Consider the following 24,028-nt stretch of genomic DNA (forward strand, 5'->3'; position numbering starts at 1 on the left):
ATAACTAAAACAATAGGAGGCTATCATGGCCCTGAACCGAAGAACCTTGTTAAAAACCGGCGCCGCTCTCACGGCGGCCAGCATGGCCCCGGGCATTGTGCGGGCGGAAGGTGCGCACTGGCGTGTGGCGGCGTCACTGCCAATGACGGGCCCCTTCGCGACGGCGGGCCAGCTTGTGGCCCCGGCCTTCAGCGAGTTCGAACAACAGGTTAACGACAACGGCGGCATTGGTGGCAAGCCAATTCGGGTCGAGGTGGCCGACTCTGGTTACATTCCGCGCAACGCCCTGGCGAATTTCCAGCGTGCTCAGGCCGCCGGTGACCTGCACTTTTACTACGGTGATTCCACGGGATTCATGGAGCTGGTCGGCCCTACGCTGACCGGCGACAACGCAGTGATGATGGGCTCCACCTCCTTTGCCTCGGCGCTCTCCGACCCGGCCAACCGGCCCTACCAGTTCATGGCCGGCCCCACCTACGAAGACCAGTTCGAAATTCTACTGCGTGACATCGCCAATAAAGGCGGCAAAACCGTCGCCTTCGTGTATTCCGATACTGAATTCGGGCGTGACCCCATTGAACATGGCCGGCAAGTTGCCGCAGAACTTGGCATTGACGTGGTGCTCGAAGAAGTCACCCGGGCCGAAGGCGCCGACATTGAAAACCACGTCACCAAGCTGGCCCAGGCCAACCCGGAATACACCATTCTGCAGGGCTACGTGACCGGCGTGTGGCCGCAGTTGATCGGCGGGGCTCGCGCATTTGGCCTGACCACCCAGTTCATGGGCACCTTCTGGGGCATGGAAAAAATCATTGCCGATCGGGTGACCGAGCAAGCAGGCCCGTTCCTCGACGGTTACCAGGGCGTTATGCCCTACCGCTATTTCTACGACCAGGACGAGGCCCCGTTTTATCAGGAACTCGGGGCGTTCAAACGCTCCGTGAATCCCGGGTTTTCCGGTTACGTTACCGCCTGGGAACTGGAAGGCCGCTTGTGCCTGGAACTGTGGAAACTGTGCATGGAGCGGGTGATCGAAGCCGACAAAGAAGTCACGCCCGACAACCTGATGGCCGAGCTCGGTAGCATTCGCAACTGGGACAGCGGCGGTTTCTTCGGTGCACCGGTCGATGTGGTCGATAACAAGATCGGCCAGGGCCGAGTGTACCGTTACGACGCCGAAACCCGCCTGTACAACCCGGTTTCGGACTGGATTCAGGTCTGATCGAACTCGGCTTCACAGTCAGAGCTGAACCCTCACGGCGGCCCGGGGCAACCCGGGTCGACCCCGTTTCCGAATTCGGATGCAGACATGCTGAGCATTGAAAACATTGAAGTGGCCTACCACCACGCCATTCAGGTGCTGAAAGGCCTGACGTTATCGGTCGAACCGGGCGAGGTCGTCGCCCTGCTGGGTGCCAACGGCGCCGGTAAGACCACGGTTCTCAAGGCCGCCTCCGGCCTACTGCCGCTGGAAAACGGTTCCATCGACGCCGGTCAGATTCGCTTCAACGACGACCCCATTAACCGGGTCGCCCCTCACGAGCTGGCCCGTGCCGGCCTGATTCACGTTCGCGAGGGGCGCCGCATTTTTGCCGAAATGACGGTGGAAGATAACCTCATTGCGGCCTCTTACGCACTGACCGGTCGCAAGGAAAAACCGGATTACGACGCCGTCTACGCGTTTTTCCCGAAGCTCAAAGAGCGGGCGCACCAGACGGCCGGTTTGTTATCGGGTGGCGAGCAGCAAATGCTGGCTATCGGCCGCGCGCTGATCGGCCAACCCCGGCTCATTTTGCTGGATGAACCCTCGCTCGGCCTGGCGCCGCGCATGGTCGATGAAATATTCGACAACATCGCCCGGGTGAACCAGGAACAGGGCGCCAGCATTTTACTGGTCGAACAAAACGCCAGTGCCGCCTTCCGCATCGCTCACCGGGGTTTCATTCTGGAGAATGGCAAGGTGGTGCTTGAAGGGCCGGTCGAGCAATTACGTGAAAACCCCGACATCCAAACTTTCTACCTGGGTGTTGGCGAGCAGGACGATCAAAAATCGTTCCGAAACATCAAGCACTACAAGCGCCGCAAGCGCTGGCTCAACTGAGGAGCGCCGCCGAGATGTCTGAACGTTCGTTTCACGATCAGGGCTACATCAGCCTCACCCAGTTACTGGAGCGCCACGCCCAAACCGTACCCAATGACGTGGCCATGCGCCAGAAAGACATGGGCATCTGGCAGGAAACCACCTGGCGCCAATACCGCGACCAGACTCACGCCATTGCCGCCGGGCTGATTGATCTGGGCATTCAACACAGCGATCACGTCGGCATCATTTCCGAAAACCGGCAGGAGTGGATTGTCGCGCAACTGGGCATCAACAGCGCTGCCGCTGTGTGTTGCGGTATTTACCCGACCAGCCCGGCCAGCGAAGTGGTACACCTGCTTAGCAGCGCCGATTGCAAGGTCGTATTTTGCGAAGATCAGGAGCAGGTCGACAAGGTACTGGAGATACGCGACAAACTGCCGCTGCTGGAACACATCATCGTCTTCGACGCCAAAGGCCTGTACGGCTACGACGCCAGCCTATGGATGACGCTCAAAGAGTTGATTGACCGTGGCAAAACCCAACTGAAGCGCTCGCCCCAGGCCGTCACAGACCGCCTGGCCCAGCAGGTACCGGAAGACACGGCGCTGATTGTGTTTACCTCGGGCTCCACCGGCCTGCCTAAGGCCGCGATGATTTCGTTCCAGAACATCTGGTCGCAAATGGCGTTGCTGTGGGATGCCGTGCCCTCTCAGACTCATCAGAACATTTTGTCTTACCTGCCGCTGTGCCACGTAGCCGAGCAGGCGTTTTCGACCATGAACGCCATGGCACGCCGCATGGTGGTGAACTTTGGCGAAAGCCTGCGCACCATCCGCACCGACTTGCAGGAAATTTCCCCGCAGATGTTTTTCGGTGTTCCCCGCATCTGGGAAAAAATGCAGTCCGAACTGACCGTGCTCGGCGACCGCACCGGCCCGTTGCGCCGCTGGTTGTTGCACAAGGGTTTGAAATCGGCCCAGCAACGCGGCACCAAACCCAAGCCACAATGGACCCGTCAGGAGAAACTGAGCTACGCACTCTACCGCCCGGTTTTGTACGCGCCCCTACTCGGTTACCTCGGCCTCGCCCGCTGCAACATTGCCATGACCGCTGCAGCGCCGATTTCACCGGATTTGCTGGCCATGTTCCGGGGCATGGGTCTGTCGCTGATCGAAATATACGGAATGACCGAAACCACTGGCGCCGCCACCCTGCAACCGATGGACCTGAACTGCCAGGGCCGCATCGGCCGCGCCATTACCGGCGTTGAATCCCGCGTGGGCGACGACGGCGAATTACTGTTGCGCGGCCCCATCATCTTCAAGGGCTACTACAAGAACGACAAAGCGACGGCGGAGACCCTGCAAGACGGCTGGCTGCACACTGGCGATGTCGTCGAAGAACATGAAGACGGCACCCTGACCATTATTGACCGCAAGAAAGACATCATCATCAACGCCGCCGGCAAGAACCTCTCGCCGAGCGTGATCGAGAACACCATGAAGGCCAGCCCGTTCATCAAGGAATGCATCGTCATCGGCGACCAGCGCAAATACCTGGTCGCGCTGATCCAGGTCGACTACGACACCGTCACCACCTGGGCCGAACGCCAGAACCTGGCCTACACCACCTTTAAATCCCTGTCGGAAAACGAGGCCGTCACAGCGTTGATACAGGCAGAAGTCGACAAGGGCAACGCCCAGCTAGCGCCGGTTGAGCAGATCAAACGCTTCACCCTGCTGACCAAGGAACTCGACCACGACGACGGCGAAGTCACCGCTACCATGAAGGTGCGGCGCAGCACCATTGCCAAGCAGTATGAGCAGCAAATTGAAGCCTTGTTCAGAGAAGACACAGCGGCATAAAAAAACCGCGTAAAAACGCTTTACCCGGCGGTCAGTTTTCGTACTATAGCGCACCCTTTCTGGATGCCCGGCCTTGAACACGACCGCCCTGCTGACCCCCTTGTGGGATTACGACCTCATCGCCGATGGCCTGCGCCAGCAAGGCTGGGTGCACCTGCCCAATGGGATCAGCGATCGGCTGGCCCTGGACCTGTTGCAAGACATCCACCAGCACCAGCCCGACCAGTGGGACCAGGCCGGCATTGGCCGCAAGCAGGACAACCACACCAACGACCTGATTCGTCGCGACAGCACCCACTGGCTAACCGGGGAAACACCCGCGCAGCACCAGTACCTGGCGGCCGCCGACGAACTTCGGCTCGAACTCAACAAACGCCTGATGCTCGGCCTGTGGGACTATGAATGCCACTACGCCCGCTATGACACCGGCGCTTTCTACCGCAAGCACGTCGATGCCTTCCGCGGCCGCACCAACCGGGTGCTGACGACGGTGACCTACCTGAACCCCGACTGGCAAGACAACCAGGGCGGCGAGCTGTTGCTCTACAATGAGCAAAACCAGCTGATCAGCCGTTTATTGCCAACCCTGGGCAGCATGGTCATCTTCCTGAGCGAAGAGTTCCCGCACGAAGTACTGGCGGCCGAACGCACCCGGTTCAGCATTGCCGGCTGGTACCGCAATAACAATTCCATACAAAACCGGATTGACCCGAGCCAGTAACGATAAAAACAACCGCGTGTTGAGCATCGGTTATTCAGAGTGACCGGGTGAGCCTGCGGCAGTGGTTATCTGTATAAGCTATGGCACCGGGCGCGTTATCGCTTGAACGCAACACGAACGTAACTGGCTTTAATAATCAGTCACATCTTCAGTAAAAACACGTAAAAGTACTGAATTAATACCTCCATTGGTTGTTATTTCCCACATCACTCTTCAGTCAGCTATACTCCCCCGAAACCTATTTTGATACAGCGTTTCAGGAGTTTTCCAATGCAGGGTGACCGTCAGGTGATCGACGCACTGAACAAGGTGCTGACCACCGAACTGACTTCCATCAACCGTTATTTTCTTCACGCGCGGATGTACCGCAACTGGGGGCTGGAGCGGCTGAACGAGCACAGCTACAAGAAATCCATCAAGGACATGAAACAGGCCGATGAGCTGATTGAGCGCATACTGTTTCTGGAAGGCCTGCCCAACCTGCAAAAGCTGAACCGGCTGATGGTTGGTGAGCACACCGAAGAGATGCTGAAGCTGGATGCCGATTTCCAGTTAGAGCAGATCAGCCAACTCAAAGACGCCATCGCCCTGTGTGAAACGCAGCAGGATTACGTCAGCCGCGACATGCTGGTCGAATTGCTGGAATACGAGGAAGATTACCTCGACTGGCTGGAAACCCAGCACTACCAGATCGCCAACGTAACGCTGCCAAATTACCTTCAAGCCAACCTGACGGATGAGGACTGACCATGAAAGGCAATCCAACCATCATCAAGGCCCTGAATGCCCTGCTCGCCAATGAACTCTCGGCGATGGATCAATATTTCCTGCATTCCGAAATGTACCGCGACTGGGGCCTGAACAAACTCTACGAGCGCATCAGCCACGAGTTTGACGACGAAAAAGGCCACGCCACCAAACTGATTGAACGCATTCTGTTCCTTGAAGGCACGCCCAATATGAAAGACCGCGAGCCGATCAACATCGGTTCCGACGTGCCGTCCATGTTGCAAAGCGATCTCGACATTGAGTACGCCGTACAAAAAATGCTGGCCGACACCATCGCCCTCTGCGAGAAGGAACAGGACTACGGAACCCGGGATATGCTGGAACCATTGCTCGACGACACCGAAATGGACCACGCCTACTACCTGGAACAGCAGCTGCGCCTGATCAAGATGATCGGCCTGCCGAACTACCTTCAATCCCAGATGTAGTTCAAAACTCAAGTTCCGGCGTTCGCGTTTGGCTTCGTGGCCAATAACCCGCGCCGGCCACCAGGTGGACTTATCAAGGGTCGGCGTGAACCCATCCATGGGGCCTGGACCGCAGCATCCCTGCTGCGGACCACCCTTGATAAGCCCACCTGGCACCCGGCGCTAACTATGTGCCAGCGAACGCCGGAACTTGAGCGACACCAGATACTGCACAATCCCAAACCCCCTTTATTTAAACCCTACTGCATCGCACTCATCACCGGATCTCCCACCTCAAGCACATACACCGCAATCAACGTAATCACACCCGCAAACGCCAGGTAATACAACGTCGGAATAATGGTCATACGCAATATGGTTCCCTCGCGTCCCATCAAACCAACCGTAGCCGATGCCGCCACAATATTATGAATGGCGATCATATTACCGGCAGCCGCACCCACCGCCTGGGCGGACACCAGCATCGCGGTTGAAACCCCAAGCAACTGAGCCGTGTTGAACTGAAAATCAGACAGCATGAGATTCGACAGGGTATTGGAGCCGGCAATAAAAGCACCCAAGGCACCTACTGTTGAAGCAAACATCGGGTAAACCACTCCGACGCCGTTCGACACCAGCTGCGCCATGGCACGCGGCATCGAGGGCAAGTCGGCCGCGTTCACGCCTGAGTTGATTAGTATTCGCACCATTGGAATGGTGAATACCAACACAAAGCCAGCGCTGATCAGGGTTTTGGTGCTCTCGCTGGCCGCATGGCCCAGCGAGGGCAAACCCACGCGCTGCAACAACATCGTAAGGGCAACCACAACCACCATGATACCGCCGGGCAAATACAACGGCTGCAAGCTGCCACTGATGCCACTTTCACCTAAAATATCGGTCCAGCCAAAGGCGAGAAAGGTTTCAACAAAGGTTTTCAAAACGGGAATGGCCCGAGTCAGCACCAGTAATATCGCCAGCATGGCATAGGGCGCCCAGGCGCGCAGCAGCGGCATGCGTTGTTCGGAGGGTGTGTCGTCCAACGGGATATTAATGCTGCCGTTCCAGGCTTCGGGCCAGTGCTGTTTGGCCGAGAAATCCCATGATTCTTTCGGGAGCAACCAGCCGCGCCTGGCAACCGGCACCACAATCATCAGCCCCACCAGTGCACCCAACATTGAGGGGAACTCAGGCCCCAGCAGAATACCGGCCGCCGCATAGGGGATGGTAAACGACAAACCGGCAAACAGCGCGAAAGGAAACATCGCAAAGCCTTCGCGCCATTGCTTTTTCTCACCGAAAAAACGCGTCAGCATCAGGCACATCAGAAATGGCATCAGCGTGCCGATAATGCCGTGGGTAATCGCAATTTCAGAGGTCATCAGCCGGTAAAATTCACTCCAGCTACTGCCATCGGCAACCAGTAATTCGGTTATTGCGATTCTGTCCAGCCCCCCGGTTACCCCCACCACAATGGGCGTTCCCACCGCGCCAAACGACACTGGCGTTGACTGCACCATCATGCCCATCACCACCGCAGCCATGGCCGGGAAACCGAGCGCAACCATCAACGGCGCAGCAATGGCGGCTGTGGTGCCAAACCCGGAAGCCCCTTCCAGAAAACACCCGAACATCCAGGCCACCAGAATCACCTGCACCCGACGGTCCGGGCTGATGTCGGAAAACCCGGCACGAATGGCCGAGAGCGCACCACTGGCTTTCAGGGTGTTCAACAGCAACAGGGCGCCAAAAATAATCCAGAGAATACCCGCAGTTAGAATCAGCCCCTGCAGCACAGACGCTGTCATCCGCATCAGACTCATCTGCCAGACCCAGCCACCCAGTACCAGGGTAACCAGCAGCACAACCGGCATGGCTTTCTTGGCGGGCCAGTGAAAGCCAACCAATAGAATGCCAGCCAGTACAATAGGCAGGAAAGCCAGTGAATAAACAACAGACAGCATGCAAAGCTCCAGACAGAGGTTTTTCAACCCCGCAGTCTAGACCACTGATCGAGTTTTGACTTGTTTAAGGTCAATGAAACAGAAAATACCAGTGAAAACCTGGCAGCTTTCATTGTAGGAGCTTAGAAGTTCCCACCCTGCGAGCGGTGGGTGCCAGTGTTACCTATGCGGGGTAGTTCGCAACAGGGACTAAAACGCCGGGAGCGTTTTAGCATGAGCGTAGCGAGCCCGAAGGGTGAATCCCAAGGAGGGGATTCATATCATGCGATCTAGGTTCCATAGATGGATTCACACCGACCCCGCAGAGGTAACACTGGTAGCCGCCGCGGACGACAGCCACCCAAGCCAACCGGAACGCTGTAGGAAGTTAAACCTTGCGTTCCCAGACTTCTTTTAGACCGATGGTCCGGTTAAACACCAGCGCATCTGGTTTGGACTCATACCGGTCGATCACAAAATACCCTTCCCGCTCGAACTGATACGACTGCTCCGGCGCGCCCTCGGCCAGGCTCGGCTCGACCACGCAGCCGGTCAGCACCTTCAACGATTCGGGGTTCAGGTATTGCATGAAGTCATCGCCACCGCGATCCGGGGTTTCGGTATCGAACAGGCGGTCGTACAAGCGCACTGTGGCCGGTATGCCTTCGCTGGCCGACACCCAGTGAATCACACCGCGCGGGCGAACGCCTTCGGGGGCATCCGAACCGACGGTGCCTTCGACAACCTTGGCACGAATCTCGGTAATCTCACCGGCATCGTTCTTGATCACTTCATCGGCCTGAATGATGTACGCATTGCGCAACCGCACCCATTCACCGGTAACCAGACGCTTGAATTTCTTGCGCGACAGGCTGCTGTCTTCATTGAAGTCAGACCGGTCGATGTAGATTTCCCGAGTGAACGGCAGTTCGCGCTCGCCCAGGTCTTCCCGGTTCGGGTGGCCCGGGGCGGTGAACACTTCACGGTGCCCTTCCGGCAAGTTGGTGAACACTACTTTCAGTGGGTCCAGCACGGCCATGGCGCGGGGGGCGTTGTCGTTCAGGTCTTCACGAATTGCGAAGTCGAGCATGCCCAGGTCTACCACGCCGCCGGCACGGCTGGTGCCGACCATGTCGGAGAAGTGGCGCAGTGAGGAAGGCGTCACACCACGACGACGCATGCCACTGATGGTGGGCATGCGTGGGTCGTCCCAGCCGTCGACCACGCCGTCGTCGACCAGCAGCTTCAGTTTGCGCTTGGAGGTGATGGTGTAGTTCACGTTCAGGCGCGCAAATTCATACTGGCGTGGCACCGCGGGTACGGGTAATTTGCTGATGAACCAGTCGTACAGGGGCCGGTGGTCTTCAAATTCCAGCGTACAGATGGAATGCGTCACGCCTTCAAGCGCATCCGACTGGCCATGGGCGAAGTCGTAGCTCGGGTAAATGCACCATTTGTTGCCAGTCTGGTGGTGCGCTTTCTTGCGAATGCGATACAGAATCGGGTCGCGCAGGTTCATGTTCGGCGCGGCCATATCAATTTTCGCCCGCAAAGCGCAAGACCCTTCGTCCAGCTCGCCATTGCGCATCTGTTCGAACAGGTTGAGGTTTTCTTCAACGGTGCGATCCCGGTAGGGGCTGTTTCGGCCGGGTTCGGTGAGGGTACCGCGGTATTCCCGCGCCTGGTCACCCGAGAGATCACAGACGTAGGCGTCGCCGTTCTTGATCAGGTGCACGGCGTAGTCGTAAAGGGTATCAAAGTAGTTCGAGGTGTACTTTTCAGTCTCGTTCCATTCGAAGCCCAACCAGTGAATGTCGGCCTTGATCGAGTCGATGTATTCCTGTTCTTCTTTCTCCGGGTTGGTGTCGTCGAAGCGCAGGTTGCAGACACCACCAAATTGCTCAGCCAGGCCAAAGTTCACGCAGATGGATTTCGCATGGCCAATGTGCAGATAGCCATTGGGCTCTGGCGGGAAGCGGGTCACGATTTTATCGTGCTTACCCTTGGCCAGATCATCCTCAATGATGGTGGCGAGAAAGTTGGACGGCTTGTCACTCATGTGAACAGGAACTCCCGGGTCGGTCGAGTAAAGTCAGGGCGGGTCGCACGCGGCAACCCAAAGGCGGGCATTATAGCGGGTTCATAGCTGGCGGGTAAGGCGTCAGACTGTGATGCGGTGTCAGAAATGCGCGCCGGGCGCCGGGTATGCCTGGTTGGGGTCGGCGTGAACCCGTCCATGGGGCCTAGGCTTCGGCATCCATGCCTCAGACTTCCCCAACCAGGCACACCCGGCGCCCGGCACTCGACTGGTTGCAAACGCTGCATTCTAAAAACTAATAGCTCGTAGCTCGCAGCTCAAAACCTTGATCCACAGCGCAGGTCAGATTACTGTATATCCATCCATGCTTATCGAACTTCCTTAATGCGCCTCTTTATTGCCGAAAAACCCAGCCTCGCCCGCGCCATTGCCGATGCCCTGCCCGGCACCGCCCGCAAAGAGACAGGCTGCTTCCGCTTTGCCAGTGGCGATGTGGTGAGCTGGTGCATCGGCCACCTGCTAGAGCAAGCCGATCCGGATGCCTACGACCCTGCCTTTAAGCGCTGGAGTCACGATCACCTGCCGATCATCCCCAAGCAATGGCAGTGGGTACCCAGAAAGCAGGTAGGCGCTCAGCTAAGCGCCCTGCGCAAACTGGTGAAAGAAGCCGACCAACTCGTACACGCTGGAGACCCCGACCGAGAAGGCCAGTTACTGGTCGATGAAGTAATCGCTTACTTAAAGGTGCCCGCTGCCAAGAAAGCCGCCACCCAGCGCCTGCTGATTGCCGATTTAAACCAGGCCGCCATAGAGCGTTCATTACGCCAGTTAAAACCCAATGCCGATTTCCAGCCGCTGTCGACCTCTGCCCTCGCCCGCTCCCGGGCCGACTGGCTCTATGGCATTAACCTGACCCGAGCGATGACGCTCCAGGGCAAAGCCGCCGGGTACCAGGGCGTTTTATCCATCGGGCGGGTGCAAACGCCGGTACTGGGGCTGGTGGTCGGGCGGGACGACAGCATCGAGGCCTTCGTCAGCAAACCCTTCTATGAAGTGATAGCCCTGCTGGAAACCGAACAGGGCGAGCGCTTCAACGCCAAATGGGTGCCCAGCGAAGCCTGCGAACCCTGGCTGGATGAGCAAGGCCGCAACCTCTCCCAACCGCTGGCGCAGAACGTGGTGCAGCGGGTGAGCTTCAAACCGGCCAGCGTCAGCCGGCTGGAGCAGAAAACCATTAACCAGCCAGCCCCTCTACCCCACAGCCTGTCTAGCCTGCAGATGGATGCCAACCGGGCCTTCGGCATGAGCGCCCAGCAAGTGCTCGACACGGCCCAGTCACTCTATGAGACGCACAAGGCCATTACCTACCCGCGCTCCGATAGCCGCCACCTGCCTGCCGAGCACTTTGCCGAAGCGACAGCGGTAACCAAAGCGATAGAGACCAGCCTGACCAACCTGAACCATTCGGGCTTTACCGACACCGGCGGCCGCCTGAACCTGAAACAGAAAAGCAAAGCCTGGAACGACGCCAAGGTAGGCGCGCACCATGCCATCATCCCCACCCAGCGCAGCCTTACCCGGCTGAATGCCGATGAGCTTAAAGTCTACAGCCTGGTCTGCCGCAACTATTTAGCGCAGTTCATGCCGGTGTGGAAAAAACTCGATACCAAAGTAGACGTGACCATAGAAAACGGACTGTTCCGGGCCTGCCAGACCGATACTCACGACCTGGGCTGGAAGGCCCTGTTCCCAAGTGCCCGCAACACAGAAGAGGCAACAACCGCCCCACCCTTACCGGCACTGAAAGAAAGCCAACCCCTGCAGTCGCTGCAGGCCGAATGCATGGAAAAACACACCACCCCACCCAAACCCTTCACCGAGGCCACCTTACTCGCTGCGATGACTGGCATCAGCCGCTTCGTAAGCGATGCCACCCTGAAAAGCATTCTGAAAGAAACCGACGGGCTGGGCACCGAAGCCACCCGGGCTGGCATTATCGAACTGCTGTTCAAGCGCGACTTTTTACAGCGGCAGGGCAAGAACATACACGCCACCCAGGCCGGGAAAGCGCTGATTCACGCTCTGCCCGAACGGATTACCCAGCCGGATTTAACCGCCCGCTGGGAATCGGTGCTTGGGGACATAGCGAGCAAGAAGGCACGTTATGATGATTTGATGAAACCCTTGGAGCAGGGGTTAACTGAATTGTGTGGTCAGCTTAGGACGCTGGTGCCAACGGGCCTGGCTGGCCTGGGTAGGAAGCCTGGGAAAGCCTTTGGTAGGAAGCGTAAGGCGAAGCAGGCCGTAGGTCCCAAAAAGGCAGGTGCCAGATCCAAGCCAAAACCAACCCCAAAGTCCCATTCCCGTTCGCACTGAGCCTGTCGAAGTGTCTTGGGGAGTATAAAACCACTGAATTGAGCCCAGCAACCTAAAAGCGGACAGATGTGACACCTCTACTCAATAAATACTTGCCAACTTCGTCACAGAGTGAGATGGTGTCGAAACAACGTTTTTCGCCTTGGTGTGCCCTGTAACCGGCCGGGCGGTAGCGAGTCTAATGCACTGTAACCGAGCTCATCCAACCCAGTTAATTCGGCACATATGGGAGTGGCTTTTAAAGACGAACATCCCAAGCTTTTCTGGATATTGAATCATTAGGTACCTCGGCGGAACTACTCAGTAGCGAAGGAATAAAGGAGAGTGTAACAACTGCCTATTTTGTTAATCTCAGCCCGCGCTGCTCAGCCCCAGGCAATCTGTGTTTGAGAACTTGGTCACATAGAATACTTCGGGTGCGACGCTGATACCGGAGATATTCCGGAATAAGAGTTTCCCGAGACACTGATGCCGAGAATAGTCAGCTGAAGCGACAGTTCTACCGGTTTTGATATGCGCCTTTAGTAAGGTTAGCAACAGTCCCGGGTCCTATATCACCGAGTCATAGCGGTATGGTTTAGTAAGCTTAAGGTCTTATTTGTCGGAATCATCGGCGAAAACGACGATGAAGATACTGTTACATGCCAATTCGATCACCACAGTTTTCTCAAAGCACATCAATTTCTGTTTGGCATTGTTTTGAAAATATGGAAATAAAATGAGCAAAGATGTAAAACAACAAAGCAATCCATTCTCTACTGGAGGTGGCGGTGTAAACTTTGAAACTAGAGTTCAAGCTGCTTTTGCACTGTCATTATTAACAAAGTCTTGTGTTCCTTGTTTATCACAGAATATGAGGGCAAAAGAGCTAAAGTTTCAGAATAAATATGATGGCGTAAATACTGATGACTTTGTTTTAGTTGCGACTGATAAAGCAAATAACCAAAGTCAACTTTTTGCTCAGATTAAGCACGAAATCACCATAAGTGGATCTGCTGATTCAATGTTCGCTGAAGTTATTAACAGTGCATGGAAAGATTTTAAAAACACTCAGTTTAATATTGAAAATGATTCAATTGCATTAATAACAGGACCGTTACCCAAACTTGAAGTTAATAATACTCTTCCTATATTGGAATGGGCTAAATATTCATCAAACTCAGCAGACTTTATTAAAAAATTAGAAACCAAAGGTTTTTCTAGTGAAGCTAAGGTTATGAAGCTAAATATATTCAGGGCACAATTAACCAGTGCTAACGAAGGAAATGCAATTACTGATGATGAATTATGGCTTTTTTTAAAAGCTTTTCAGTTAATTTCTTTCGACTTAGATGCCAAATATTCAGTCGTTGCAAACTTGCTGTGCTCTTTGATTGAATGTTACTCGGATGAATCGCCATCTCTTGTTTTGTCTAAATTAGTGGCTTGTGCTCAAGAATTTAACCAGAATGCAGGGACTCTAACTCAAGCTAATGTGCCAAATGAAGTTAAATTATTATTTGAGCCGACAAGTAAAGTAGATTTTGAAAATGATTTCTTAAAGCTTAAAGAGCGTGGTGACCATATATTTGATGGAATATCGAACACGATTAATGGTTTTCATATAGATAGGCTTGAGCAAATAGCAGAAATATCTGAACTGTACGAGGTAAATGACTTTCTTTTTGTTACTGGTGCTAGAGGTATTGGCAAATCAGGAGTTGTTAAAGATTTTATCTCAACGAAAGGCAAAGATGTTCCTGTTTTCTATTTAAGAGCTGAAGACTTAGATAAAAGCCACCTTAACGATGTATTCACATCTATCGGAATGAATTCTACGTTAGGGCAGATTGAAGGATACTTCTCGTTACTTAAAGAAAAAATACTTGTTATTGAATCTCTAGAAAAAGTTTTAGAGCCAAATTATCAAGATGCATTTATTGATTTACTTCAATACATAAAAAGGCAAGCGGGTTGGACCATTATTGCAACGGGCCGTGATTATGCATACCAACAACTTACTTTTAATTATCTTCAACCTAGTGCTATCCAGTTTGACAGTGTAAATGTGGAAGGACTTACTACGGATCAGATTAATCAAGTCAGTGAACATATTCCTGAGCTAACAGGGCTAATATCTAATGATTCGTTAACTGAATTGCTTAAAGTACCATTTTTTATCGAGATTGCAGTAAGAGCTATTGGAAATGGCGCACAATTTAAATCTGGTGATACTGAAGACGATTTTAGAAATACTGTCTGGGCAACAGTGATTTCAAAAGAGGCAGATAGAAAATTAGGAATGCCAGATAAACGAAGAGCAACTTTTATTAATATTGCAAAACAACGAGCGAAAAAAATGTTGTTTGGTATTAGAGCTAGTGAGTTTGATCCTGAGGTCATTGCTAAATTGGAAGAAGATCATTTAATTCACCGTGATCAGAAGTCTGCCACTATAAGTCCAATGCACGACGTATTAGAGGACTGGGCATTAGAAGAATACATTGAGAGCGAGTACGTAGAAAATTCACATGACTTAGTTAAATTTTTATTAACTATTGGTAATGAGCCTGCAATTAGTAGGGCCTTTCGGTTATGGCTATACAGAAAATTGAAATTTGATCATGCAACGAATGAATTTGTTGAAGAAGTATTGACCACTGATAGTATAGAAAGTTATTGGAAGGATGAGGCTATTGCAGCGATTATGCAACATAGCTCGCCAGAAAATTTTCTATATTCTCTTAAGTCTCAGCTTCTAAAGGATGATTGCGCACTTTTGATCCGATTTTGCTTTATTCTAAGAATAACCTGTCAAAGGCCAAGCTCACTATATAATTATTTATTGGTTAAAGATGAAAAGTCAGGAATTTTGAAAACTTTGTTCTTACAACCCTATGGCAATGGTTGGGAGGCACTGTTTAATTTTATCTATGAGGTTAAAGACGATTTGAGTAACTCTATGCTTACTCAAGTTGTTGAGGTGATAGATGAATGGTGTGGCCTTATCAATATATATGAGGAACTGCCAAAAGCGTCACAAAAGGTTGGCTTGTTGAGTTTATGGTTGCTTGAACAGGTAAAAGATTCTTATCGTGATGAAAAGCGAAGAAAAAAAATACTTAATGCTGTATTAAAGGTTTCGACAGCAATTAAAGAAAAATTTGATGAATTAATGGAGCGGGATGTTTTCATCTCCAAGGTAAAACCTAGAAGATTAAATTATGTTGATGAGCTGACTAGTTTAGCCCTTGTAGGCACTAATGTGCCTATGTTGTGTAAGCGTAATCCTGACTTTGTTGTTAAGCTTTCATTGCATGAATGGCTACTGCAAAAACCAGAAGAAGATGAGTTTGGCTATAGTTCTTATGGCCGAATTGATGTTGAAGAATCCTTTGGTTTAGATAGAGAACGTGATTTTTTTCCTACAAGTGGCTCTAAAGGCCCTTTTAGTTATCTTCTTCAATCAAAACCTAGATTAGCGTTAGATTTTATTATTAAGTTATGCAACATAACGGCACAAAAGTATTCGGAATCTGAATTTGCTAAACCTTATGATAATGAAGAAGACACTATTTATGCTTATGAGACAGTAGTAAAGCAAGTGGATATAACACTAAATGACGGCACAATAGTTAAGCAGTATGCATCACCCCACCTTTGGAAGGGTTATCGAGGGCAGTCTACGTTACCTTACCTGCTACAGTGTGGGCTAATGGCATTAGAAAACTGGTTAGTTGAATATGTCGATAATAGTGGAGAGGACAATGAAATAGAATGGATTTATGATTACTTGCTGAGAAAAAGCAACTCTGTAATGCCTACATCTGTTTTATCCTCTGTGGCTACAGGCTTCCCTGATAAAGTAGGGAAAGCAGCATTTCCTTTACTGAAAACTGCTGATTTATACCATTTAGATTTAATTCGAATGACACAAGAAATGGGCGGAAATGAAATGCACTTCTTCGGTCTTGATAGAGATGCATTATCGAAAATCTACATCGAAGAGAGAAGAAAAGCAGCACTTAGACAATGGAGAAAAGAGTCATTAGAAACCTTATTAACAAGGCTTCAGTTCGTAAGTGAGTTCAGGGATGGCGCTTTGAAAATTGTTGATGAATTGATAAGTGAAGCGACTGCTCGTAATGAAAAAAAACTTCGGTATATGGTACACCGAGTTGATACGCGTACTTGGGAGGCCGTTGAAGATAAAGAAAATGATCGAATATTACTTCAAAGCTCTTCTGAACTTCCTGCAGATTTAAAACAAGATCAACAAGAGTTTAATGAAAAGCGTGCGGTTGATAATATTGTAACTAGTTTGCATTTATGGGCAAGAAAATTATTAGAAGAAAAATTACTCGAAGAAAAATATTTTTCTTCATATCAAGACGCATTAATATCAGCAAAAAAATTACTCATTTCCTTACAAAAAGGTGAAATTCACAACTTTTACGATATGGCAGTTGGTACAATTACAACTGTTGCTGCTGTTTGTGTTAGAGATGATCTTTTGAACTTAAGTAATGAGGATAAAGATTGGTGCCTAGGAGTTATCCTAGAGTCAATATTCATGCACGCAGATAATATGAATGGAACAACAGCCCATGATAAGACTGATTATTATGGCTCTGGAGCGTGTGCATTTGTTTTACCTAAATTATTTGATTTAGAGCTAGATTCAGAACAAGAAGAGCATTTGAAGTTTGCTTTGGCAACTGCACTAACACATGAGAACCTTAATGTTTGTGCTTGTGCTGCTAAGGGGGTAAGGGAGTTTCTTTGGTCAAGAGACGCTGAATTAGCATCCCGTTGTATAGGTGGGATAGTTGAGTATGCAAGATTCCGAAGAGAAGATAGTGTGGTACGTAGGTTCTATCATTTACAAGGTGATGAATTGCAAGCCGCTCTCGAAAAATGGAATGCTCTTATAACAACATTTCGCAATGAATTAGTTGACGGAAAGTTTAAGCTTTCGGTTGACGATATTTCTTTGGAAAGCCATTGTTCATGGTTTCTTCATTTACCAATGTTAATGGTTCCATATTGTACTACGGATGATGTTCAGATTCAGTTGGTTAACAAGTTAGTGAATTTTGTGTTTGATACTGAATATCAACATCATCGTTCAAGTGGTGATGAAAAAATAAATCATGATATAAAAAAACAGATGCAAGATTGCCTTTCTGAGCATGTTATTTACTCAAGAAATAATAATTTCATGCCCTTTAAAGAGTTATTAGTCTTGGGGTGTTCAAAAGCACCCAGCTTTATTTATTCGTTAACACTTTCATATCATGTCGCTGTGGAAAAAGAAGGTGATTATGATGCTATATGGACACTATGGAGCTTGTTAGCGCCACAAGCGCATAAGATAGCTTTGAATGATATTAACGATCGTTATATAGGCTTGCAGAATGATTTAAATCAGCTATTACGTGGAATGATGTATGCTGATTGCCCTTGGCAAGGTAATGAGAGCGAAGAAAGTGATATGAAACGAGGGGCAAATTATTTATTAGAATTTGCAAATGAATCTGCAAACAATAGCCATGTATTCGAAGCATTAGCATCATTAATGTATCAATTTCATGAAGTCTTCTTCGATAAAGGCATCCACTTATTAGCTTCAAAATTTTCTGGTAATTCAGAGCTTATCGGTAAACAAGTCAATACCGCTTTCTACTTGGAAATGGCAATAGGGCGCTATTTGCAGGTTGAGAATAGAGGAATATTAAACCGAAAAATGTATAACTCATGCCTTGAGTTACTTAATGGAATTGTAGAGACTGGTTCTGCTAGGGCTTATTACCTTCGTGAGCATATGGTTAGATCACGAAAAATACATGTTTAAAGTTCGTTCTTGCAAACTAAACAGACTAGCTGGACATATATGGACGCCCGACACCTGTCAAGTCGCAGTAGTCTGTTAAGCCAGATTTTCATCTGGCTCGATGCCTCTCTATTGTTACTGCCATAACCACGCGCTATTCAATGATAGAGCAGTCGTGCTGACATATATCCGGCCTACTGGTTGGGAGCTTTTTAAGTTCACTCCCGGGCCCTGATGAAGGTCCGCACTTGGCTGTCTAAAACACCCACTCGGTTTACTGGAACCATGTCCAAATCAGACTGATGCCAAGGCGGATTAACCGCTAATTCATCATCGATTCAACGGACTTTGGAAGGGTTACTCTTGATTAAGCCATGCCATCAAGCCGGTCGGTAGATCTCCTGCTTTTGAATAAGCGTCCAGGCTAACCAGGCCATCCGACTGGCCAATGCAATGATTGCTTAATGCTTGAATCAATGGGGTCAGAGTCATTGATTCAAGGTGCCCTACTCATTCCTATGGCTCAAATTGGCTGTACTGGGCCTCACAGTACGACCAAGCAAAACATTGCAATTATTGAAAGGAAAAACAAGAGTATTTTGATGGAAATAGTAAGAACTGTATGGGCCAATCAATGAGGTCAGAGTCATTGATTCTAGGTACCCTAAACATTCCAAAGGCTCGAATGGGCCATACTGAGACTGACAGGGTGACCAAGCACTGCAAGTGCAAAAAGGAGCAAACAGGAGCAAACAGGAGCAAACAGGAGCATTTAGATGGAAATAGTCAGTACAGTATGGGCCAGCATCGTAGAGACCGGTTACCTCATCCCGGGCTTTCTTGCATTCATATTCCTAGTCACATTTTTCCAGAGCAGTTGGTTTAAAGGTAAAGCTGGCGAAGGTGCCGTCGCGTACTTATTATCGCGATTGCCCAAAGGCGATTATGTCACGCTCAATGACGTCACGATCCCTACTCAAGACGGAACTACCCAGATAGACCATATTGTGGTGTCTATATATGGCGTGTTCGTCGTAGAGACCAAGAACATGAAAGGCTGGATCTTTGGGTCAGTGAATCAGCGCCAGTGGACTCAAAAGATATATCGCCACAGCTCGAAGTTTCAGAACCCACTCCATCAAAACTACAAGCACATTAAAGTCCTTGAGTCATCTTTGGGGTTACCTCCTGAGATCGTACATTCACTGGTCCTTTTTGTTGGCGATAGTACGTTCAAAACGCAAATGCCTTCGAACGTAACTACCGCCAGAGCGGGAGTCAGATTCATCCGAAGCTTCGAGACCAAAGTGCTTGATCATGACCAGGTTACCGATTTGGTGACCAAAATAAGTAACTTGAGGTTGCAGAGGAGCCGGGCAACCAATAAGGCACACATCCGCCATATAGAGTCCATCATTGAAGAGAAGACTTATGGCAAAAAATGCCCCAATTGCGGGGCTGATATGGTGTTGAGAGAGTCAAAGAAAGGCCACAATGCAGGAGATGCCTTCTGGGGTTGCTCCCGCTACCCTAAGTGCCGTGGAACCAGAGGTGCATCTGCGTTGAACCTCCAATGATTCGCCAAATGTAACGAACACCGATATGACTCGCACCCAAGTCGGCTGTGGTTTAACCATCTTTAAGCTCTCATCCTAGCCTTACAGGTGCCTGCCTGCGCAGGCCAACAGCGCCTCGCTGCCAATTACCTATCGGCCTCAAGGCGGAAAAGGACTAACCTGACACCCATTGACTAGCTGGACATCCACATTAGGCGACTATTAAAACATTGCTAGTGATAGCTTTAGTAAATTACGGGTTCTCTGGACACCTACCACAGTGGGCTATAGCGAAATAGCCGCACACGGGTAAACAAGACAACCACACCAAGCAGGACATCATAGTGATAGGTAACCGAAACTATTCGATCATTACCAAGAGAAACTTGATTATTGTATTCTTGGTATGGCCTCCTCTTTTAAGAGTCTTTATGCTCTGGCGCCTTATAGAGGCAGGTTTTAATCCAGATATCACTATCTACGATAAGCTGATTCCTCTACTTTTCACTTTCGGTTCAATACTGTTAGTTAATGAAGCCGAGGTAAACTGGGTTAATAGCCTTCTATTCAAAGTGGTAGTCACATTTATGTCGATAGCACTTTACGCTGGCATACTTCTCGGGCTTACAAATTCTTCAGATCTGCTCAATAGCCTGGTGATTCATAATTACTATTTAGCACTAGGGTTCTTATTCGCAATCGCATTACAAATTTTTCCGAAACGGAAATACTAGCCCGGACACCCACACTAGAAAGCTATCAAAAAATTGCTTTCGATAGTCTGGATATATTGAAATAGAGCTGGGTGTCCGGACTAGCATGGTGGTTAGACATGACGGCATAAGCGCAGATATCGAGTGTGTATACCTCTGCCAAAAACCAGCATGCGCTGCTCTATCCAGCTACGACGGTGCCCATAGTCTTTACCTGAATGTTCATCTCGCCCGCACAGAAACGCGGGGCGCGCACACCGAGAGGTGCAGTGATAGTAAGGTGTCGCCTCCAGGGCGATCTGGCTTTTCCTTGAACGTGGCATTGTGTCTTACTCTGACGGCCCGTTATCGCAATACTGTATATAGCGCTGTACAAACTCTAGGAAGTCAGTTTTCCAGTGAACTTCCCGGCATGCCCATATTCGATTATAAAAAACAGTTCCTGATAGATTATATTAATGTTCGTCAGACAGGTGTCTTATGAATACCACCTTGACCAGGTCATTCACCCTCCACATACCTGTATATTGTGTAGAGAAAGCTATCGACTGACAGCAAAAGGTTACAATCTAGAATATTAAGTGTGAGTCCATGTTATTGGCCAACAGTAGGTCACAAGAAATAGTCATTGACATCGGTCAATAAATTTTAATATGGTCTATCTGAACGATGTGTAAATTGCTCAAGCATTTTTATCAAACAGCATAGAAAGGACTCTCATGCGACTTCAATCCGCTCTACGGCCCATTTCCTTAGCGTTACTTACCTTATTCTTAACTGCCTGTACTGGAGGCGACGGTACCGGAAATGATGGATCAGACACAACCCCTGGAAACAACAGTGGAGATCCAGATTTAGTCGGGGGGAATGTTTGTACCGGCGACTTCTTTATCGATTTTGCGGTAAGAGAAGTAACGGATTTCGTAAGTGGCGATACTGTGATCAGTAGTGTCAACCTGGCCCAGTGTGACAGAATTGCGGGTTCTGTGCGAATAGGCTATGACGGAGGCCAACCCAGTGATCTTACCCTGCTAAGCAATGTTACCAGCATTTCGGGCCGGCTTCGGATTGATGGTAACCCTGCCATCACATCGATGGCGGGGTTAGAAAAATTGGAGGTTATTGGCGGCAGTTTGGTTATTGAAAATGCAGACGGCTTGGTTGACTTAAGTGGGTTAGAAAAACTAGAAAGCGTAGGGTCAGATTTTGTTCTGCGCTCGAATAATTCTCTGGTTTCAATGAGGGGGCTTGAAAGTCTCACTGAAGTTGGCGAATTTACGATCTCGGCCAACCCTGTTCTCGACAATCTCGATGACCTAGCGAGCTTGTCCCTCATTGCAGGAAACCTAGACCTAAGTGGCAATGATGCGCTTCAGTCCATCGCGGGTTTATCTGGCTTAACATCTGTTGGTACTTTTTTGAACGATGACGTTCAAATTACAGGCAATCCGAAATTGTCCTCTCTATCGGGTTTGGATAATCTCGATGATATATCAGGGGATTTGCGCATCGATGGCAATGACGTACTGACCGATATTGAACCGTTGGGAAAACTGACGAACGTTGGTAATAAGCTTACACTTAATGGACCTATTCGTTCACTGCTACCATTGCAGAACTTAAGCTCTGTAAGGCACCTAGAAATTCAAAATACAGATCTAACAGATTTACAAGGACTGGAAGGCCTTACTAGTTTGCCCTTCAAGCTAAGCATTGGTAGAAACTCCGAACTATCTTCTCTCATTGGCCTGGAAAACCTGACAAGTGTTGGCCATGTTGAGATCGAACGGAATGAGTCCCTAACGAATTTAACTGGGCTGGGTGGTTTGGATAGCGTCGCGGGTGACTTAACAATCCGGTTAAACAGTCTAAGCTCCATCAGTGTGCTATCTAACAACTTGCAGACTGTCGCAGGGAGTATTGAAATCGAAGAAGATGGCATTTCTGATCTTGAAATAACAGCGTTTCTAGTCGGTCTGGGTTTAGAGTGAAGCGGTTAAAACCGAAGTAGCTAGGCCAGCTGAAGACTAGCCGGTCACTCACACTAGACAGCTATCAAAATAACTAGCTGGACATATATGGGCACCCGACACCTGTAATGCCCAAGTAGTCCATTAAGCCAGATATTGGTCTGGCTCTAAGCGGCTTCTATTGCACTAGCTGATTGCTGGACACTCACCGCGACTAGTGGACACTCTCTACAGTGAACACTATCGAGAATTTGGCCGAACGATTATAAAGTCTCGCAATAGAGCTTTAAAAATGGGTAGTAGCAGGTGACATTGTAGAAAAGCGTAGAAATCTCAGATTTCAGGCACAACAAAGCTGCAGGCTGCCCATGACGAGTGTTTTAATTGGTGATCATCTAAGTCAGCAGTTCAGCTAACCCAAGCCCAGAGGTTCGCTGATAACCAAATTGTTGAAATTTAGCCTTGATTGATATTGCGGTACCCACCAGCCCTTTGAACTGGCTCTCAAAGTGCTATGTATTGTAGGACCCAGTGTTCTACATCGATGTTTAAGCGTTCGAAAGTAACCGGATTGCTGTTGTTTATACTCCCGCGCTTGTCATCCCGGATTTGGCGCCCGGCCCAGTCGATCAGCTCCAGGTAGTCTTGCAGTCGAAACGGAAGGCCTGCGGGCAGATCCTGGCGCGGGTAACCCACAAACGAGAACAATGGTCTTGGCTGACGTGGCTCAGGTGATTCCGGGGCTTTCTACGCGGTAGCTATCCGCTCTTTAGCTGAAGTGAACTCGGATGATTCCAGCGTCTCTGCCATCAGGCTCGTATGAGGTAGCAGTGACCTTCGTCACAAATACGGAATTGATAGCAACTGATCACGTTCAGCAGGCTGGAAACATAAAAAACATCTCTATAGAGTGCCTGCTGCCGCCACAGGCTCGGTCTGGGTAGCTAAACCAAGGGAAACCCACCTCATAGATAAGGAGATCTCCATGAGTGACACTCATGATGCCATCGTATTCATGCGCAACCCCAAAATCAGCAAAATGGCCAAAATTCAACTGGGCCTCGGAATAGCGCTCGGCTTTCTAACCTTTATTATTCTGGCACTGGGTATACCAGTGGTGCTTCCGCTGGCATCGGCTTTGCTCATGGTAGTGGTCGGGCTCATTATACTGAGTCGCGAAGATACCCCTGTTTGTACCATCAGGAACAATACGCTGGAATTCAAAAGCCCCGCTCCCCTGGGAGCGCTGCAACTCATACCTCTTAATACCATTCTTTCGGTCAGTCGCCAGAAACGCCGTTTTGTTGTTGAGTCTTCCTACCAAAGGAAACCCGTTTATCTTCCCATTGAAACGTTCAAACCTGGCGATGTGGAACGCTTATGGAAAGTCCTTAGTGAACATACCCAACCGAGCACTGAGGAGCTAGCCGTATGAACCCCGGTATGGGCAAAATTTTCGTTTCAGCCTTCATTACTCTGGCAATATCTGCGCTGACCCTGGGCGATCCGGAGATGCCGATGGCCATTTCTTATGTATTAATGGGTTTGGCTTGCATGAATTGGGTAGGCGCATTAATGATGCAGACACCGGTGCACAAGGCTGGAGCGATTATCGTCATCATTTTTTCTATCCCCTTCGTGCCGATCGGAATTATCGGCATTCTCGGTGCCCGCAACTGGCTGGATTACCAAAAACGTCTGGCATTCGATGCGGCGGTTAACCCGCACTGACAGTTTTTCTGATGCTTTGGGGTA

The 24,028-nt window shown here is 49.9% G+C and carries 14 protein-coding genes; 12 read left to right on the top strand and 2 right to left on the bottom strand.

Annotation, left to right across the window (positions count from 1 at the left end; genetic code table 11):
- Positions 1-25: 25 nt before the first annotated feature.
- From EP166_RS05795 to bfr (EP166_RS05820), 6 genes are all read left to right on the top strand, one after another.
- On the top strand, positions 26-1,222 hold the full coding sequence (locus EP166_RS05795) for a substrate-binding domain-containing protein (protein WP_127555819.1): 1,197 nt from the start codon (positions 26-28) through the stop codon (positions 1,220-1,222).
- 87 nt (positions 1,223-1,309) lie between these two features.
- Entirely contained in the window at positions 1,310-2,101 is a 792-nt protein-coding gene (locus EP166_RS05800) for an ABC transporter ATP-binding protein (protein ID WP_127555820.1), read from the top strand.
- A 14-nt stretch (positions 2,102-2,115) separates the two neighbouring features.
- Positions 2,116-3,948 carry an AMP-dependent synthetase/ligase gene (locus EP166_RS05805; RefSeq protein ID WP_127555821.1) on the top strand — a complete coding sequence of 611 codons (1,833 nt, stop codon included), beginning with the start codon at positions 2,116-2,118 and terminating at the stop codon, positions 3,946-3,948.
- A 73-nt stretch (positions 3,949-4,021) separates the two neighbouring features.
- Positions 4,022-4,669 carry a 2OG-Fe(II) oxygenase gene (locus tag EP166_RS05810; RefSeq protein WP_220432486.1) on the top strand — a complete coding sequence of 216 codons (648 nt, stop codon included), beginning with the start codon at positions 4,022-4,024 and terminating at the stop codon, positions 4,667-4,669.
- 270 nt (positions 4,670-4,939) lie between these two features.
- On the top strand, positions 4,940-5,416 hold the full coding sequence (gene bfr / locus EP166_RS05815) for a bacterioferritin (RefSeq protein ID WP_127555822.1): 477 nt from the start codon (positions 4,940-4,942) through the stop codon (positions 5,414-5,416).
- Between the two features lie 2 nt (positions 5,417-5,418).
- Positions 5,419-5,886, top strand: coding sequence for a bacterioferritin (gene bfr, locus EP166_RS05820; RefSeq protein ID WP_127555823.1), 468 nt, complete (start codon positions 5,419-5,421; stop codon positions 5,884-5,886).
- A gap of 239 nt (positions 5,887-6,125) precedes the next feature.
- Here the strand turns inward: bfr (EP166_RS05820) and EP166_RS05825 are convergent, their stop codons facing one another.
- On the bottom strand, positions 6,126-7,829 hold the full coding sequence (locus EP166_RS05825; RefSeq protein ID WP_220432487.1) for an L-lactate permease: 1,704 nt from the start codon (positions 7,827-7,829) through the stop codon (positions 6,126-6,128).
- Positions 7,830-8,196: 367 nt separating this feature from the next.
- A complete protein-coding gene (locus tag EP166_RS05830) occupies positions 8,197-9,867 on the bottom strand; it encodes a glutamine--tRNA ligase/YqeY domain fusion protein (protein WP_127555824.1) in 1,671 nt (556 codons plus the stop codon).
- A 363-nt stretch (positions 9,868-10,230) separates the two neighbouring features.
- Between EP166_RS05830 and EP166_RS05835 the strand changes: the two genes are divergently transcribed.
- From EP166_RS05835 to EP166_RS05865, 6 genes are all read left to right on the top strand, one after another.
- Positions 10,231-12,222, top strand: coding sequence for a DNA topoisomerase III (locus EP166_RS05835; RefSeq protein ID WP_127555825.1), 1,992 nt, complete (start codon positions 10,231-10,233; stop codon positions 12,220-12,222).
- A 718-nt stretch (positions 12,223-12,940) separates the two neighbouring features.
- The gene (locus EP166_RS05840; protein ID WP_127555826.1) at positions 12,941-18,055 is read left to right on the top strand and encodes a hypothetical protein; all 5,115 of its coding nucleotides are present in this window, start codon (positions 12,941-12,943) and stop codon (positions 18,053-18,055) included.
- Positions 18,056-18,810: 755 nt separating this feature from the next.
- Entirely contained in the window at positions 18,811-19,611 is an 801-nt protein-coding gene (locus tag EP166_RS21425) for a nuclease-related domain-containing protein (RefSeq protein WP_127555827.1), read from the top strand.
- A 1,411-nt stretch (positions 19,612-21,022) separates the two neighbouring features.
- Positions 21,023-22,294, top strand: coding sequence for a leucine-rich repeat domain-containing protein (locus tag EP166_RS05855; protein ID WP_127555828.1), 1,272 nt, complete (start codon positions 21,023-21,025; stop codon positions 22,292-22,294).
- Positions 22,295-23,258: 964 nt separating this feature from the next.
- On the top strand, positions 23,259-23,708 hold the full coding sequence (locus tag EP166_RS05860) for a hypothetical protein (RefSeq protein WP_127555829.1): 450 nt from the start codon (positions 23,259-23,261) through the stop codon (positions 23,706-23,708).
- Positions 23,705-24,004, top strand: a complete 300-nt coding sequence (locus EP166_RS05865; protein ID WP_127555830.1) for a hypothetical protein — start codon at positions 23,705-23,707, stop codon at positions 24,002-24,004. The genes EP166_RS05860 and EP166_RS05865 overlap by 4 nt, the downstream gene beginning before the upstream one ends.
- Positions 24,005-24,028 lie beyond the last annotated feature (24 nt).

Origin of the sequence: Saccharospirillum alexandrii, from assembly GCF_004000275.1 — a bacterium.
Classification (GTDB): domain Bacteria; phylum Pseudomonadota; class Gammaproteobacteria; order Pseudomonadales; family Natronospirillaceae; genus Saccharospirillum; species Saccharospirillum alexandrii.